The organism is Acutalibacter sp. 1XD8-36, from assembly GCF_009917525.1.
Taxonomy (GTDB): domain Bacteria; phylum Bacillota; class Clostridia; order Oscillospirales; family Acutalibacteraceae; genus Acutalibacter.
In genome coordinates, this window is record NZ_QZDU01000012.1 from 34048 (window position 1) to 48502 (window position 14455).

Consider the following 14455-nt stretch of genomic DNA (forward strand, 5'->3'; position numbering starts at 1 on the left):
ATATTTTAATTTATTTTTAATAAACTGTTAATTTGCCCACGATTTTCCAGAGGGTTGCTTTTGACGGGAATTTCCGCTATACTTTAGACTGAGAATAATACCGGGAGGTAAGCATATGGCAAAGAAATTTTATGCCGTCCGTATAGGCAGGGACGGCGCAGGGATATACGAGACCTGGGACAAGTGCAGGGCCCAGGTCCACGGCGTGGCAGGGGCCATATACAAAAGCTTCCCCACCCGTCAGGAGGCCGAGGCCTTCATAGGGGGCGGGGAAGCAGTCGGTACAGGCGGCGCACAGCCCGATGGCGGGCAGGGCCCTTTCGAGGGCGCGGTGGCCTATGTGGACGGAAGCTACGACAAGCTCACAGGGGATTTCTCCTGCGGGGCCGTCCTGTTTTACGAAGGCAGTGAGCTCACCTTTTCGGAGCGCTTCACGGACCCCGGCCTCTCCTCAATGCACAACGTGGCGGGGGAGATAATGGGGGCCCTCACGGTCATACGGTACTGCCTTGAGCATGGCATACCGGCCCTTGAGATACACCACGACTATGAGGGCGTAGCCCACTGGGCCACAGGCAGCTGGAAGGCCAACAAGCCCGGGACCAAGGACTACGCCGCCCAGTGCAGGGCCGCGTCGGAGCGTATAAAGCTTAGCTTTGTGAAGGTGAAGGGCCACTCGGGGGATAAATATAACGACATGGCGGACTCCCTTGCAAGGGAAGCCCTCGGCCTCTGATTTTAGCCTTTAACGGCTCTCTCCAGCCGCTCTAAGGCCTTCATGAGCACGTCCTTGGGCACAGCCAGGTTTACCCGCTCAAAGCCGATACCCTCGTCCCCGAACATATACCCCTCGTCAAGGAACAGCTCGGCCTCCACCATCATGGCCTCCAGCTCCTCCTTGGTTTTCCCAAGGGCGGTGCAGTCCAGCCACAGAAGGTAGGTGCCCTGGAGCTCAACAGCCTTTATCTCAGGCAGCCTCTCCCCGATAAAGTCCACAGCCATACGGCGGTTGCCGTCAATGACCTGAATCATCTCGTCAGCCCACTCCTCACAGCGGGTATACGCAATGCGGCAGGCCTCCAGCCCCAGGGCGGAGGGGCCGCCGAAGCCAAGGACTTCCTGGAAGCGCCTGCGGTCCTCATCATCCGGGATAATAATATTTGAGGTCTGCATTGTCGCCAGGTTAAAGGTCTTGCTGGGGGCGGTGCAGACTATTATATTGTCCGAGGGCTCAGCCACGTTATGTATGGTCGTATGCTCAAACCCGGGCATGATAATGTCAAAATGTATCTCGTCGCTGATAATGCGCACATTATTCCTGCGGCAGATATCGCAGATTCTCCCAAGCTCGGCGGCGCTCCAGACCCTGCCCACCGGGTTATGGGGGCTGCACAGCAGGAACATCTTATTCTTTTCCCGGGCGCAGAGCTCCTCGAAAAGCTCAAAGTCGATGGTATAGGCGTTGTCTTTGTAGACAAGTGGGCAGCGCACGATTTCGCAGCCGTGGTTTTCAATAGCCATATAGAAGGGGTAGTACACAGGCGTAAAGGTGATGACCCCGTCCCCGGGCTCACAGAATGCCTTCACAGAGACCTTCAGTGCCTCCACAACGCCGTGGGTGCCCACAATCCACTGGGGCTCTATATGCCAGCCGTGGCGCTTCTCCATCCAGGCGCAGACAGTGCCAAGATACTCCTCTGTGGGCCCGGTATATCCCAGGATATGGGTGTCCATAAACTCCTTTAAGCCCTCGGCTATCTCAGGGGCGTTCTTAAACTCCATGTCCGCAACGGACAGGGGCACCGGGCTGTACGAGAGCTCGGGCTTCTTGCGTTTCATGTCGTCCCATTTGCCGCTGCCGTGGGTAGAACGGTCCACAAGGGTCTCAAAATCATACTTCATTTTGCATACGCTCCTTTAGTTTTTTATATTATTGTTCAGAACAGGACTGACAAGCTCCATCGGGACGAACTGCCCCCCGATAACCTGCTTCTGCCTGCTGAAAAAGCTGCCGTGGTAGTCCGTGCCGCCGGAGATAAACAGCCCCCGCTCCTGACAGAGGGAGATAAGCTCCTCCTGCAGCCCGAAGCCGTGGAGTGGGTGTATACATTCCACGCCGTCCAGCCCGGCCCTGAGAAGCCCCTCGAGCTCACTCCAGAAGGGGCTGTTGCCGGAGGCATACTGGTCGTAAGGTATCTGCTCCCCGGGGTGGGCAAGTATGGCCGCCCCGCCGGCTCCCCTGACGGTATCTATAGCCTCCTTGAGGCTGATGAATTTTATAGAATTGGTCTTAAACCCATACTGGTCGTAGTATTTAAGCCCCTCCAGCAGGGATTGGGTGACTCCTATATCCAGCAGGTAGTTGAGCAGCTTCCAGCCGCCCCGCCCTGCCGGTATCTCATACCTATGGTAATCCGGCTCAGACACCCCCAGGCCGTCCTGCTCCATGAGCCTGAGCAGGTCCAGGTTATACTGCTCCTGCACTCCGGCGTTATGGGCACAGGCCTCCAGCAGTTTTCCGTTTTTGTAGTCAACGCCAAGCCCCAGCATATGGTACTGCTTTCCCTCGTGTATAACGTCCAGCTCCACGCCGGGCAAAAGCTTTACCCCCAGCCGCTCCCCCTCCAGAAAGGCCTCCTCGGTATAGGCGGCAAGGGTGTTGTGGTCTGTTATTGAGATGAGCGAGACATTGTTCCGCTCCGCCAGGGCCAGCGCCTGGGAAACGGAATCGCTGCCGTCCGAGAAGCTTGTGTGTACGTGCAAATCAGCATACTGTTTCATTTTCATTCCACCCCCGCCTTCGGGCAAAACCCATTCATACAGCACTTCTCGCACATGGCCTTCCTGGCAGTGCACACGGCCCTGCCGTGGAGCACTAGCCTGTGGCAGAAGTTATTGGACTCCTCTGGGGGAAGCACCGCCCACAGGTCCCGCTCCACCTTCTCGGGGGCCTTGCTCTTTGTGAGCCCCAGCCTCCCGGATATGCGGATACAGTGGGTGTCGGTCACGACGGCGGGCTTATGGTACACGTCCCCGAGTATCAGATTGGCGGTCTTCCTGCCCACCCCCGGAAGGCTCAGCAGGTCTTCCATATTGTCCGGCACTTTGCCGCCGAAGTCGTCCTGGATTTTTTTGCAGGCCCCTAAAATATCCCTGGCCTTGGCCCTGAAGAACCCGCAGGAGTGTATCAGCTCCCCTATCTCCTCCTCGGTACCCTCACAGAAGGCCTCAAGGGTGGGGAAGCGCTCAAAGAGCGCGGGGGTCACAAGGTTTACCCTTGCGTCGGTGCACTGGGCGGCAAGGCGCACGGATATGAGAAGCTGAAGGGGGGCCTCATAGTCCAGGGAGCACAGGGCGTCCGGGTACTCGGCCTTCAGGGACTCAACGGCCTTTATCGCAAGCTCCTGAGTGGTCATTTACATCAGTCCTTTTCATGTTTTATCTAATAATACTACAATTTCCGACAGTTGACAAGAGAAAAGAGAGAATATATAATACAAAAAAGGGGTGTTTTACTAGATGTCCTCAGCCCTCCTGCAACTTACCGCCCTTCTGACCATGGCAATAGACCATGCCGGCTACCGGCTTTTCCCCGGCACAGAGCTTATGCGCATGATAGGCAGGGTATCGTTCCCGCTGTTTGTCTTCATGCTCACCGAGGGCTTTGCCCGCACCTCGGACCGGGGGAAATACCTTTCCCGCCTGGCGGCATTCGCCCTGCTCTCCGAGATACCATATAAGCTCTTTACAAGCGGCGGGCGCTGGATGGAATCCCTTATAAGGGACCCTATGTCCAACGTGTTTTTCGAGCTGCTGCTTATTTTCACGGCCCTCTGGGGGATAAAGCTCGCGGCTGAAAGGGGCTGGCCCTTTTACGGGATAACGGCCCTCTCTGTGGTACTGGCTGAAGCCTTCGGCACGATGTACGGCATATACGGCGTGCTGATGGGTATTTTCTTCTGTGTATTCAGGGACAGGCGCTGGCTCTGCGCCGTGAGCCTTATAGTTCTGACTGGCCTGTACTGCTGGCAGCACGGCAGCATGTTCCAAATATACGCGGTTTTTGCGGCCGTCCCCATATGCCTTTATAACGGCAGGCGGGGCAGGCGGCTGCCGAGATATTTTTCTTACATATTTTACCCCGCCCACCTGCTCCTGATTTACGGCATATACTGCCTGATTTGACTTGATAATTCCCGGGAAATATGGTAAACTCAAAGGGTAATATAAATGAGTATTGAAATGAGTATTGGGGGAGCGCAATGGTAACCTATGAGCAGATAAGGAACGACCGGGCCATTAAGACCTATATCGCAGAGGCCGACGCGTCCATGGCGGCGCTGGGCTTTACGGAGCACAGCTTTGCCCACGTGGGCCGGGTGGCGGCTGTGGCGGGGGACATACTCTCGGAGCTGGGCTACCCTGAGAGGCGGGTGGAGCTGACGAAGATAGCCGGGTACCTCCACGATATCGGCAACCTGGTAAACCGGGTGGACCACAGCCAGAGCGGGGCGGTGATGGCCTTCAGGCTCCTTGACAATATGGGCTTTCCTCCCGACGAGATAGCCCTTATCGCCACAGCCATCGGCAACCACGACGAGGGCACCGGCGTGCCTGTGAGCCCCGAGGCCGCGGCGCTTATTATAGCGGACAAGTCCGACGTGCGCCGCACAAGGGTGCGCAGTAAGGACGTCCACACCTTCGACATTCACGACCGGGTGAATTACTCGGTCACAGACTCAAGGACCGTGATAGACAGGGACAGCGGCTCCATCTGGCTGAAGCTTGAGGTGGACCCGGCCTTCAGCTCGGTGATGGAATATTTCGAGATATTCATGGCCCGGATGATGCTCTGCCGCAAGGCGGCGGGGAAGCTGGGGCTGGAGTTCAAGCTGGCTATAAACGGCCAGGAGCTGATATAGGGGGGAATATGCAGTATTGCGGAAAATGCCGCCGGGTATGCGTGGAGGGCATTGAAAAATGCCCCGGCTGCCGGAGCAGGAAGCTCCGCCCGGCAGGAGAGGGGGACGAGGTGTTCCTCTGCTGCGCGGACATGTACGCCGCGGGCAGGATTAACGGGGCACTTATAGAGGCTGGGATTGAGAGCAGGCTTGAGAGCGCGGGCAGCGCATATTTTAACTTCGACAGCAGCTCCAGCCCCACGGACCAGAATATATACGTGCCCTATGCTGACATTGATAAGGCGGGCGAGATAGCCGCCGCTGTCTCAAAAGAGGTGGAGCTGGAGCGCTCACCGGAGGAGGACGGCGAAGGGAACAGGCCGGGGGCAAAGCGGATTGCCTGCGAGGTGCTGTCCGTTGCGGCCTTCCTGGCCCTTATAATGCTGGCGGTATACGGCGCCGACAGCTTTGCGGCCTGGCTGAAGGGCATGCTCGGAATGGGATAGGACGTAGAAAACTTAATGGGAAGGGGTAAAGTCATGCTTAAAAAGGAGATGGCGGACGCTTACATATCAATACTGAGGGAGGAGCTTGTCCCGGCTACAGGCTGCACGGAGCCCATAGCCCTGGCCTACTGTGCAGCAAGGCTCAGGGAGGTGCTGGGGGAGGCCCCGGAGAGGGTAGAGGCCCGGGTCTCAGGGAACATAATCAAGAATGTAAAGAGCGTGATTGTGCCGAATACCGGCGGCAGAAAGGGCATAAGGGCCGCTGTAGCGGCGGGGATAGTAGCAGGGGACCCGGGGCTGAGGCTCCAGGTGATAGCCTGCGTGCCCGAGGACAGGCATAAGGACATAGGGAGATACATGGAGTCCACCCCAATCGACATAATCTGCGCCGATACCTCAAGGCTCCTTGACATCTGCCTTACAGGCTGGGCGGGGGGCCATAGGGCCCTGGTGCAGATAGCCGACAGCCACAGCAATATAGTCCGGGAGGAGCTGGACGGCAGGGTGCTGCTGGAGAAGGCTGACAGCGGCAGTCTGGAGGACGGTACTGCGGGCCGGGGCTTTATGCGCGTGAAGGATATTATCGAGTTTGCGGACACCGTGGACCTCTCGGGGATAGAGTGCCTTTTGGAGCAGCAGGCGGACTGCAACACGGCTATAGCCCGGGAGGGGATAAAGGGTGACTGGGGGGCCAATATAGGCTCGGTGCTCTTGAACGACTACCCTGAGGATATTAAGAACGAGGCCAAGGCCTGGGCCGCGGCGGGCAGCGACGCCAGAATGAGCGGCTGCGAGCTGCCGGTGGTCATACTTTCGGGCTCGGGGAACCAGGGTATCACCGCCTCCGTGCCAGTAGTCAGGTACGCGGAGCACTACGGCCTTGACAGGGAAAAACTATACCGCTCCCTGCTTGTAAGCGACCTTGTCACTATACAGCAGAAGAGCGGTATCGGCAGGCTTTCGGCCTACTGCGGGGCGGTAAGCGCCGGGGTGGGGGCCGGGGCCGGGATAGCCTATATGCTGGACGGCAGCTTCACGGCGGTGGCCCACACCATCGTGAACGCTGTAGCCATTATCAGCGGCACCATCTGCGACGGCGCGAAGCCCTCTTGTGCGGCAAAGATAGCCGCAAGCGTGGACGCGGGCATTTTAGGCTACCATATGTATAAGTCCAGCCAGGAGTTCAAAAGCGGCGACGGCATAGTTACGCGTACCGTGGACGAGACCATTGCCAACGTGGGTGTGCTTGCGAAGGAGGGCATGAGGGAGACTGACCGGAAGATTCTCGAGATAATGACAAAGCGCTGCGACTAGCTATAGGAGCTCATCGATAAAGTATGCCCTGCTGCCTGCGGCCTGCCCCCGGGCGTCACGAATCTCCACCCTGAACCAGCCCTCGTCCCCTGTAAGCGGGAACTGGGCCCCGGTGAGGGTTTCACCCGGGAGCGCCTGGCTGCGGTAATAGTTCCTGCCGTTCTGCACCACGAAAATCTTCTCTGCCGGAGAGCAGTTTATATGCAGGGTGTTGTCCTTTATCTCAAGCCCCAGCATTTCCGGCCCTGCGGACCAGTAGAAGCGGCCCTCCCTAAGCGCCTTTATCACGCTCTCATGGGTGAGGCTCTCCGCTGCGATATAGGTGCAGCCCCCAAGGGCGTCGAACTCCACGTCTCCCTTTTGGAACACGTTATGGTTGTCGTCGGCGGCAACGGCGAATATCCGCTGGCCGCTCCTGAGCATATCGTCGTAGGCCTGGGGCGCGAAGCCGTACATGCCCTCAAGCTGGGAGCCGTGGTTATATATCTCCATGGCAAAGAGCCCCTTTAAATCGCAGTAGTCTGTCACGTCCTGAAGGGACCAGTAGGGGTGGTTATAGCAGACTAAAAACCCCTCCTCCACCATCTTGGCTATGTACTCGTTCACACCGGCCTTGTCGTGGTAGTCACAGTGGGGCATAAAGTCCCTGCCCTCCCGGTCCTTAGAAGGCCTGGTGTCGAACAGATTAAAGTGGAAGGTACGCTCAATGGGCCAGCAGCCCCGCTGCTCGGTGAGGTCGGCCTCCATTGCCGGGAGCGCCAGAAAGTTTTCGTCGTCCAGCTCCTTATGCCAGACGTATTCCCGGTGGTCGGTATATGCCACGATGGAATAGCCCTCGGACATATAGAGCTCCTTTATCTCCAGAGGGCTGAGCCTGCCGTCGGAGACGGTGGTATGGCAGTGGAGATTGGCCTTGTACAGGCCGGATTTGGGCAGAAGTACCTGGTCTTTCATTTTAGTTTTCCTCCTTATGATATTCAGGGTTTGGGCAGGTGATTATCCAGGTGTAGCCGAAGGGGTCCCTGGTGCCGGAGCCGCAGCCGGAGTCATCGGGGGCGGGGTGGGGTCGAAGGGGCCAGAGCACCGTGCCGCCGCCCTCCAGCAGGGCCGCTATAGTGCTCTCGGCCTCGGGCTTTGACTCCATATGCACCATGAGCTTTATATCCGTATTCGGACTGTTGCTGCAAAAGGAATCCCCGCCTGCCATCCGGGTGTTCCCCAGCATGAACTCCGCGTGCATAACCTTGCCCGCATGTTCGGGCCTCTCACAGGCCTCCTCCGGCCAGCGGGACATATGCAGCACCTCCCCGCCGAAGGCGCTTATATAGGCCGAGACAGCCTGCTCACACCTGCCGTTAAAGGACAGGTAGGGTATTACTTCAACCTTTTGCTTTTCCATTTTGCAGCTCCTTAAATAGTAGTTTTTCCCAAGCTCCATTATAGGCCCGCGGCGCCGGTAATGTCAAGGAGCAGGAGGGTAAAATATGCCGTATTGTATGGCAGGGCCTGCCTGGGAAGGGCCCGGCGCAAAGGAAAGGGTTAAAGAATTATTTAAAAATTCCCCCTTGCTTTTTTCTTTTAGGGGTGCTATAATGTGCGCGTACATGCGGAAGATGCCGCATGTAAACCAATTCGGGTAAATTATGTACCAAGGAGGAAAACAAACATGAAGAAAGTAATTTCTATGCTGCTGGTTCTTATGCTGGTAGTGGGCTGCTTCGCGGCCTGCGGCAATGACTCCGGCAGCTCCAGCGAGGCCGGCAACAGTTCCAGCGAGTCATCCGAGAGCTCCACTGCTGAGGAGAGCTCCGAGGACTCCTCGTCTGAGGCCAGCGCCACCGACACCAGCGGCGGCGAGAAGTTCAAGGTGGGCATTCTGGCCCCCGCCGTTACCCACGGCTGGGTGGCGGGCGTTGCCTACTACGCCCAGGAGCGCTGCGAGGAGCTGAGCGACACCGTTGAGTACCGCCTGCTCACCAGCAACAACGCCGAGGAGATGACAAACCAGATTGACGAGCTCAAGACCTGGGGCGCCCAGGCTGTCGTGGCCTTCCCCCAGTGGGAGGGCATGGAGGACCCCATTAAGGGCCTTATCGACGCAGGTGTTCCCGTGGTGAACTTCGACATCGTTATCGACGTTGAGGGCGTGTACCATGTAGCCGGCGACAACGTGGATATGGGTACCCAGAGCGCCCAGTACATCGTTGACAAGATTGGCACCACCGGCAAGGTTGCAGTGCTGGAGGTCCCCTCCTCCGGCTCCGTCTCCGAGCTGCGCAAGAAGGGCTTTGAGGAGAAGATAAAGGAGCTTGCCCCCGACATGGAGCTCCTGTACTACGAGACAGCCTTTACCCGTGAGGCTGGCCTGGCTGACTTCACCGACGTGCTCAGCGCCAACCCCCAGATTGATGCCGTGTTCTCCATGGACGACGAGACCTCCATTGGCGTGCTCCAGGCCATCAGCGAGGCCAAGCGTACCGACATCAAGGTTGTCACCGGCGGCGGCGGGTGCCAGGAGTACTTCAACATGATGCCCGAGAACGAGGAGATTTGGATTCAGTCCGCCCTCTACAGCCCCGACATGGTCAAGGACGCTGTGGATGTGGCAGTGGCTCTGCTGAAGGGTGAGAGCCCCGACGTGGAGAAGATTATACCCACCACCATTGTGGACCGGGAGAACTGCGCGGACTACCTGGACGAGAAGTCCCCCTACTAATAATATCTATTTGACCTGAGCAGAAGGCTATGGCGCACACGTCATAGCCTTTCTGTAAATTATTGAGGAGGTTTAGGGTATGACCCTGGAAATGCGCGGCATATACAAATCCTTCGGCGCAAATGACGTGCTGCGGGACATAAGCTTCTCTGTGGCCCCGGGGGAGATATGCGCCCTCTTGGGAGAGAACGGCGCGGGCAAGTCCACACTTATGAACATACTGGGGGGCGTGCTCCCAGCCGACCGGGGCACTGTGCTTCTGGACGGCAGGGAGGCCGCCTTTAAAAGCCCCGCGGAGTCCCTTGCCGCCGGGATAGCCTTTATCCACCAGGAGCTGAACCTGGTGAACGACCTGAGCATATATGAGAACATGTTCATAGGCCGGGAGCTGAAGACCAAGGCGGGCCTTCTGGACGCAAAGGCAATGTGCGCCCGCTGTGCCGGGGTCTTTGAGCGCATGGACGTGGATTTGGACCCAAGGGCCATGGTCCGGGACCTGGACGCTTCCTATAAGCAGATAGTTGAGATAGCCCGGGCCCTCCTGATGGAGGCGTCGATAATCATTATGGACGAGCCCACCACTTCCCTGACGGACCCCGAGATTGACCGGGTCTTCGACATGATGCGCACCCTGAAGGACCAGGGGGTGGCGATGGTGTTCATCTCCCATAAGCTCCGGGAGGTCATGGACATATGCGACAGGTACACCGTCCTGCGGGACGGCTCCATGGTGGCCAATGGGAACGTCTCCGATACCAATGTGGACGAGCTGGCAAAGCATATGGTGGGCCACGAGGTGCGCACCCAGTCCCTGCGCCGGGAGCGTGAGCTGGGCGGTGAGGTGCTGAGGGCCGAGGGGCTCTCCCAGGAGCGGCACTTTGAGTCTGTCAGCTTCTCTGTAAGGGCAGGGGAGGTGCTGGGCTTTACCGGGCTTCTGGGCGACGGGCGCAGCGAGCTCTTCCAGGCGATGTTCGGCAGCGGAGGGAAATACCAGGGGCAGCTCTACCTTGAGGGGAAGCCTGTCACCGTCCGGGACACCCGCCAGGCCGTTGAGCTGGGGATAGGCTATGTCCCCCGGGACCGCAAGGAGAACGGCATTATAAAAGATATGGACATCCTGGAAAACGGCTCCATAGTCACCTGGCCCAGGCACGCGAAATACGGCCTGATAAACTGGCGCCAGGTAAAGGAGGCCTTCAGGCGGCAGGCTGAGACCCTTAGAATAAAGATGGGGGCGGAGGAGGACCTGATAGGCAGCCTCTCCGGTGGCAACCAGCAGAAGGTGGTGCTGGCAAAGTGGCTGAACGCCGGGCCGAAGGTGCTCATATTTGACAACCCCACCCAGGGCGTGGACGTGGGCGCGAAGGAGGACATATATGACACCATCCTGGAGCTGGCCGGCGGAGGGGTCGCGGTCATAGTCCTCTCCAGCGAGGCCCAGGAGATAATACGCCTTTGCGACAGGGCCATAGTGATGTACCATGGCAGAGTCCAGGGCGAGCTCCCCGCCGGGGAGATGGCTGAGCAGGAGATAATGCGCCTTGCAACCGGCGCGTGAGGAATAAGAGGAGGGCAGTAGAAAATGGAAAAAACAGGAAAACAGCTTCTTACAAAGCTGCGGGACCAGTGGCGCAATAACCCGCTTTTCAGCACCGGCATGGCCCTTTTGGTGATGGTGATAGTGCAGACCGTGGCCCTGTCTATGAACACCGGCTTCAGCTCCTTCGGGGAGTGGGCCCAGAGCTGGCTGCAGAACTGGATATCGCTGCTTAGGGGCAACGCGGGCATAGGCATAATCGCTCTGAGCATGACATTTGTAATAATCTCTGGGGGCATAGACCTGTCTGTGGGCTCGGTATACGTGACAGTGGGCGCTTTCATAATGGTGGTGCTGAACACCGGCGGGCCCCTGGCGGGGCTTGGCGGCATACCGGCGATACTTATTGGGCTGATAGGCGCCGTGGTCCTTGGCAGCCTGCTGGGTGAGGGCAACGGCCTGCTCATTTCAAACGGCAGGATGCCGCCGTTTATCGCCACCCTTGGCTCCATGCAGATACTCCGCAGCGTGACCCAGTATTTTATGAAGGCCCAGCGCACCGAGCTGCCCGAGGCCTATAAGAGCATTGCAAGGCTGGAGATAGGGGGACAGCAGCTAATGCCAATCCTCTATTGGGGGCTGCTGGCGGCAGCCATGTACGTTATCTCAAAGAAGACCACCTTCGGGCGCTATGTCTTCGCCATCGGCTCCAACGAGCGCACCACCCGCCTTTCAGGGGTGAATGTCCGGGCCGTAAAGCGCCGGGTATACGCCCTCACCGGCTTCCTGGTAGCAATAGCAGCCATAATCCAGACCTCCCGCATTGGCTCCATGGACTACGCCAGCGCGGGCAGCGGCTTCGAGATGGACGCCATCGCCTCAGTAATAGTGGGCGGCACCAGCATGTCCGGCGGAAGGGGCTCCATTGTGGGCACCGTCTTCGGCACCCTGATAGTGGCGGTTATGAATAACCTCCTGAACCTTATCGGCGTGGACCCCTATCTTAGCGCGGCCTTTAAAGGCGCTATCATCATCGGCGCGGTGCTCCTCCAGCGCAAGGATAAGTCCTGAAAAAACTTTGAAAAAACACAAAAAAACTCTTGCATTTTGCCGCAGGATGAGGTATAATACAAGAGTCGTCCGGGTGTGGCGCAGTTGGTAGCGCGCTTGACTGGGGGTCAAGAGGCCGTGAGTTCAAGTCTCGCCACTCGGACCAAAAAACCGCATTGTAGAGCCATTTACGGCCTATACAGTGCGGTTTTCCTTTTGCCAAAGCCTAACCGAACCGCAATTCAGAACAAATTTCCGAACAAGCTGCGGGGGTTTCCATCAAGCCCGCAAGGGCCTTGCTCATAGCCGCCGAGGTCTTCTTGCCGCTGTCCTTTGCGGACTGGACGTAAACCCCATAAGTGATGGAAATATCGTCGTGGCCCATGAACTCTTGAATCTGCTTGGGGGTGGCTTCCCCACTGCTGGCAAGTACCGAAGCCGCCATGTGGCGTAAGTCGTGGAAACGAATGGCGGGGTCTAGGCCGTTGTTTTTCAGCAAGGTCTTGAACATCCGGGTAATGCCGTCAGGCCGGAAATTGTGACCGTCAGGCCAAGCCACTACTTTGTCAAGCGGTAGGCCATATTGTACATGCCGGGCCCGTAATTGCTTAAAATAGGAAACCGTATCGGGAATCAGCGCCAACGTGCGGTTGCTTTTCTGGGTCTTGGTGTGGTCATCGTCCAACAGCACTTTGCCGTTTTGCGTGACAGTGTGGCGTATGTGCATGGTGCCTTGTTCAAAATCAATATCCAACCAGCGCAGGCCACAGACTTCCGAACGCCGTAAACCATAGCATAACCCTAAGATAATAGCGGAGTGCATAGGTTCCGGGGCGTTCTCTGCTATGGCGAGGATTTGACCGACTTCCCTCGGGTCGAAGGGCCTTGCTTCGGGCTGTGTCCGCTTGGGCCATTTCACCAGCGCGGCGGGGTTGACAGGTATTACATCATCGCGTACAGCGTCCTCTAAGGCCCCGCTAACCACAATGTCATACTTGCGGACGGTCACTACCTTATGGGTCTTTAGAAGCCCTTCATAGAGCCTCTGGAGGGTACGCCAAGTGATGTCTCTTACCGACACATCCCCCAAGGCGGGAAGTATATGGAGATTGGCATAGTCCCGATAGCTTTTGACTGTATTGGGGCGGGTGGTGGTCTCCTTGTCCCGGAGCCACGCTTCCACGTAATACCGCAATGTCAAATCATGGTCGGGAAGAGTCTCGTTCGCCTCTTTCTCCCACTCAGCGAGAATTTCAGCCATAACCTGTAGAGCCTTGCGCTTGGTGTTATCCTTCACCTTATAGCCTGTGCTTTTAGACTTATTTCTCACTTTGCCCGTGATGGGGTTAGTTACCCGCCCCCGCACTGTCCACGTGCCTTTATCATCAACTAAAGTGCCAGAAACTGTATTTTTGCTTGCCATGTGTTTACTCCTTTCGTCAGCAAGCAAGATTATCACCGCACTCATTATAAATGGTTTTGGAGGCTTGCGCAAGCCCCCAATTTAAGTGCGGCGGTAGTTTTGCTGTCCGACTATTTTGAAATATTCACATCAAAGAGGCGCTGCTTCCGTGCCCTCTGCTGAGCCTGCGGGCTTGGCTACGATGGAATCAAACAGCATCTTCGAATCTGTGTCTTGTGTAACGGGCTGTGCCCTGGAAGCATACGGGTTTGGCCTGCCCTTTTTTTCTATCGGGTTGAACCAATCCTTCCCGTCGTATATATAGCCGTGGATGCAGCACTCGTTCATCTCAAGCCACAGTGTAATTCTGCGGGCTAACTGTTGATAGCTGTCTATCTCTTGACGGTATCGCGGCATGCCATCAAAAATGGAGTGGTAATAGCCGTTTGAGCGGTACGGTGATGTAACAATGATTAAGTCGCAGGCAAGGGACTTGTCAGAGTACCTTGACGGGGCATTTACCATCCCACCATACATAAGATTGCGTTTTATTAGGAAAACACACTGTCAAAAGGATTTTATGCTTTGGCGGGTATCAGCCCGCCTCGGCGGTGTCAGTGGAGTTGATTTCAATGTACTCGGCAATCCGGCGGAACTCGTCCGCAAACTTAAAGTGAACGCTGATATTGCCGTTTTCGTAAACCTTGATATGGTCTACCAATTCAATCAGAATTTCGCGGGTCAGCTTCTCGATGTTCTGATATTTTGCAAAAGCTACCAGCGCGGGATGCTGCTGGTCAACACCGTTTGAGAGCTCTTTCCGTTCAGCCGTCAGCCGGGCCAGCAAATCCGAAAGCCCAGCGGCCTGCCGTTCATAATCGGCTTTCATTTCCCGGTACTCCTGCTGGGTGATTTCCCCGTCTTTCCAGTCTTGATACAGCGACTGCTTGTAGCGGGTTATCCTGGTCAATTCCTTTTCCTTTGCGGCTATCTGGTCGTTAAGGCGGTGGGATTGACTTTTTTTCAGCG

Annotated in this window: 16 protein-coding genes and 1 tRNA gene; 9 read left to right on the forward strand and 8 right to left on the reverse strand. The window is 56.9% G+C overall.

The genetic code is table 11. The features are described from left to right. Window positions 1-115 precede the first annotated feature (115 nt). Entirely contained in the window at window positions 116-736 is a 621-nt protein-coding gene (locus D5270_RS14465) for a ribonuclease H1 domain-containing protein (protein ID WP_166544756.1), read from the forward strand. Between the two features lie 2 nt (window positions 737-738). Here the strand turns inward: D5270_RS14465 and D5270_RS14470 are convergent, their stop codons facing one another. From D5270_RS14470 to nth, 3 genes are read right to left on the reverse strand one after another with little or no spacing between them, the layout of a single operon-like run. Then, the gene (locus D5270_RS14470; protein ID WP_166544757.1) at window positions 739-1902 is read right to left on the reverse strand and encodes a MalY/PatB family protein; all 1164 of its coding nucleotides are present in this window, start codon (window positions 1900-1902) and stop codon (window positions 739-741) included. 15 nt (window positions 1903-1917) lie between these two features. Then, window positions 1918-2787, reverse strand: a complete 870-nt coding sequence (locus D5270_RS14475; protein ID WP_166544758.1) for a PHP domain-containing protein — start codon at window positions 2785-2787, stop codon at window positions 1918-1920. Then, window positions 2784-3416, reverse strand: coding sequence for an endonuclease III (gene nth, locus D5270_RS14480; protein ID WP_166544759.1), 633 nt, complete (start codon window positions 3414-3416; stop codon window positions 2784-2786). The genes D5270_RS14475 and nth overlap by 4 nt, the downstream gene beginning before the upstream one ends. 103 nt (window positions 3417-3519) lie before the next feature. On the opposite strand from nth, the gene D5270_RS14485 reads away from it, so the two are divergent. From D5270_RS14485 to D5270_RS14500, 4 genes are all read left to right on the forward strand, one after another. Further along, entirely contained in the window at window positions 3520-4185 is a 666-nt protein-coding gene (locus D5270_RS14485; RefSeq protein WP_166544760.1) for a TraX family protein, read from the forward strand. Window positions 4186-4262: 77 nt separating this feature from the next. Beyond that, complete coding sequence (locus D5270_RS14490) at window positions 4263-4922, forward strand: HD domain-containing protein (RefSeq protein WP_166544761.1); 660 nt, start codon at window positions 4263-4265, stop codon at window positions 4920-4922. A gap of 8 nt (window positions 4923-4930) precedes the next feature. After that, entirely contained in the window at window positions 4931-5407 is a 477-nt protein-coding gene (locus D5270_RS14495; protein WP_166544762.1) for a hypothetical protein, read from the forward strand. Between the two features lie 33 nt (window positions 5408-5440). Next, window positions 5441-6721 carry an L-cysteine desulfidase family protein gene (locus D5270_RS14500; protein WP_166544763.1) on the forward strand — a complete coding sequence of 427 codons (1281 nt, stop codon included), beginning with the start codon at window positions 5441-5443 and terminating at the stop codon, window positions 6719-6721. On the opposite strand, the gene D5270_RS14505 is transcribed toward D5270_RS14500, so the two are convergent. Beyond that, the gene (locus tag D5270_RS14505) at window positions 6722-7675 is read right to left on the reverse strand and encodes a CehA/McbA family metallohydrolase (RefSeq protein ID WP_166544764.1); all 954 of its coding nucleotides are present in this window, start codon (window positions 7673-7675) and stop codon (window positions 6722-6724) included. A 1-nt stretch (window position 7676) separates the two neighbouring features. After that, window positions 7677-8120: a VOC family protein gene (locus tag D5270_RS14510; RefSeq protein WP_166544765.1), complete on the reverse strand. Its 444-nt coding sequence runs from the start codon at window positions 8118-8120 to the stop codon at window positions 7677-7679. A gap of 267 nt (window positions 8121-8387) precedes the next feature. Between D5270_RS14510 and D5270_RS14515 the strand changes: the two genes are divergently transcribed. The 4 genes from D5270_RS14515 (at window position 8388) to D5270_RS14530 (ending at window position 12190) form a co-directional block, all read left to right on the forward strand. Next, entirely contained in the window at window positions 8388-9437 is a 1050-nt protein-coding gene (locus D5270_RS14515) for an ABC transporter substrate-binding protein (protein ID WP_166544766.1), read from the forward strand. 79 nt (window positions 9438-9516) lie between these two features. Beyond that, on the forward strand, window positions 9517-10995 hold the full coding sequence (locus D5270_RS14520) for a sugar ABC transporter ATP-binding protein (RefSeq protein ID WP_166544767.1): 1479 nt from the start codon (window positions 9517-9519) through the stop codon (window positions 10993-10995). Between the two features lie 24 nt (window positions 10996-11019). After that, entirely contained in the window at window positions 11020-12045 is a 1026-nt protein-coding gene (locus tag D5270_RS14525) for an ABC transporter permease (protein ID WP_166544768.1), read from the forward strand. A 69-nt stretch (window positions 12046-12114) separates the two neighbouring features. Beyond that, window positions 12115-12190 (forward strand) — tRNA-Pro (locus tag D5270_RS14530). A gap of 60 nt (window positions 12191-12250) precedes the next feature. On the opposite strand, the gene D5270_RS14535 is transcribed toward D5270_RS14530, so the two are convergent. From D5270_RS14535 to D5270_RS14545, 3 genes are all read right to left on the reverse strand, one after another. Beyond that, on the reverse strand, window positions 12251-13447 hold the full coding sequence (locus tag D5270_RS14535) for a site-specific integrase (protein WP_166544769.1): 1197 nt from the start codon (window positions 13445-13447) through the stop codon (window positions 12251-12253). Window positions 13448-13576: 129 nt separating this feature from the next. Further along, window positions 13577-13951: a hypothetical protein gene (locus D5270_RS14540; RefSeq protein ID WP_166544770.1), complete on the reverse strand. Its 375-nt coding sequence runs from the start codon at window positions 13949-13951 to the stop codon at window positions 13577-13579. Between the two features lie 70 nt (window positions 13952-14021). Beyond that, window positions 14022-14455: DUF4368 domain-containing protein (locus D5270_RS14545; RefSeq protein WP_166544771.1), on the reverse strand; the 434-nt coding region annotated here is incomplete at its 5' end.

Excerpts from the sequence above, each read along its gene's own strand:
- D5270_RS14505 (WP_166544764.1), bottom strand. The coding sequence starts at position 7,675 with ATGAAAGACCAGGTACTTCTGCCCAAATCCGGCCTGTACAAGGCCAAT.
- D5270_RS14520 (WP_166544767.1), top strand. The coding sequence starts at position 9,517 with ATGACCCTGGAAATGCGCGGCATATACAAATCCTTCGGCGCAAATGAC.
- D5270_RS14470 (WP_166544757.1), bottom strand. The coding sequence starts at position 1,902 with ATGAAGTATGATTTTGAGACCCTTGTGGACCGTTCTACCCACGGCAGC.
- D5270_RS14475 (WP_166544758.1), bottom strand. The coding sequence starts at position 2,787 with ATGAAAATGAAACAGTATGCTGATTTGCACGTACACACAAGCTTCTCG.
- D5270_RS14465 (WP_166544756.1), top strand. The coding sequence starts at position 116 with ATGGCAAAGAAATTTTATGCCGTCCGTATAGGCAGGGACGGCGCAGGG.
- D5270_RS14510 (WP_166544765.1), bottom strand. The coding sequence starts at position 8,120 with ATGGAAAAGCAAAAGGTTGAAGTAATACCCTACCTGTCCTTTAACGGC.
- D5270_RS14515 (WP_166544766.1), top strand. The coding sequence starts at position 8,388 with ATGAAGAAAGTAATTTCTATGCTGCTGGTTCTTATGCTGGTAGTGGGC.
- D5270_RS14500 (WP_166544763.1), top strand. The coding sequence starts at position 5,441 with ATGCTTAAAAAGGAGATGGCGGACGCTTACATATCAATACTGAGGGAG.
- D5270_RS14525 (WP_166544768.1), top strand. The coding sequence starts at position 11,020 with ATGGAAAAAACAGGAAAACAGCTTCTTACAAAGCTGCGGGACCAGTGG.
- D5270_RS14490 (WP_166544761.1), top strand. The coding sequence starts at position 4,263 with ATGGTAACCTATGAGCAGATAAGGAACGACCGGGCCATTAAGACCTAT.
- nth (WP_166544759.1), bottom strand. The coding sequence starts at position 3,416 with ATGACCACTCAGGAGCTTGCGATAAAGGCCGTTGAGTCCCTGAAGGCC.
- D5270_RS14535 (WP_166544769.1), bottom strand. The coding sequence starts at position 13,447 with ATGGCAAGCAAAAATACAGTTTCTGGCACTTTAGTTGATGATAAAGGC.
- D5270_RS14540 (WP_166544770.1), bottom strand. The coding sequence starts at position 13,951 with ATGGTAAATGCCCCGTCAAGGTACTCTGACAAGTCCCTTGCCTGCGAC.
- D5270_RS14495 (WP_166544762.1), top strand. The coding sequence starts at position 4,931 with ATGCAGTATTGCGGAAAATGCCGCCGGGTATGCGTGGAGGGCATTGAA.
- D5270_RS14485 (WP_166544760.1), top strand. The coding sequence starts at position 3,520 with ATGTCCTCAGCCCTCCTGCAACTTACCGCCCTTCTGACCATGGCAATA.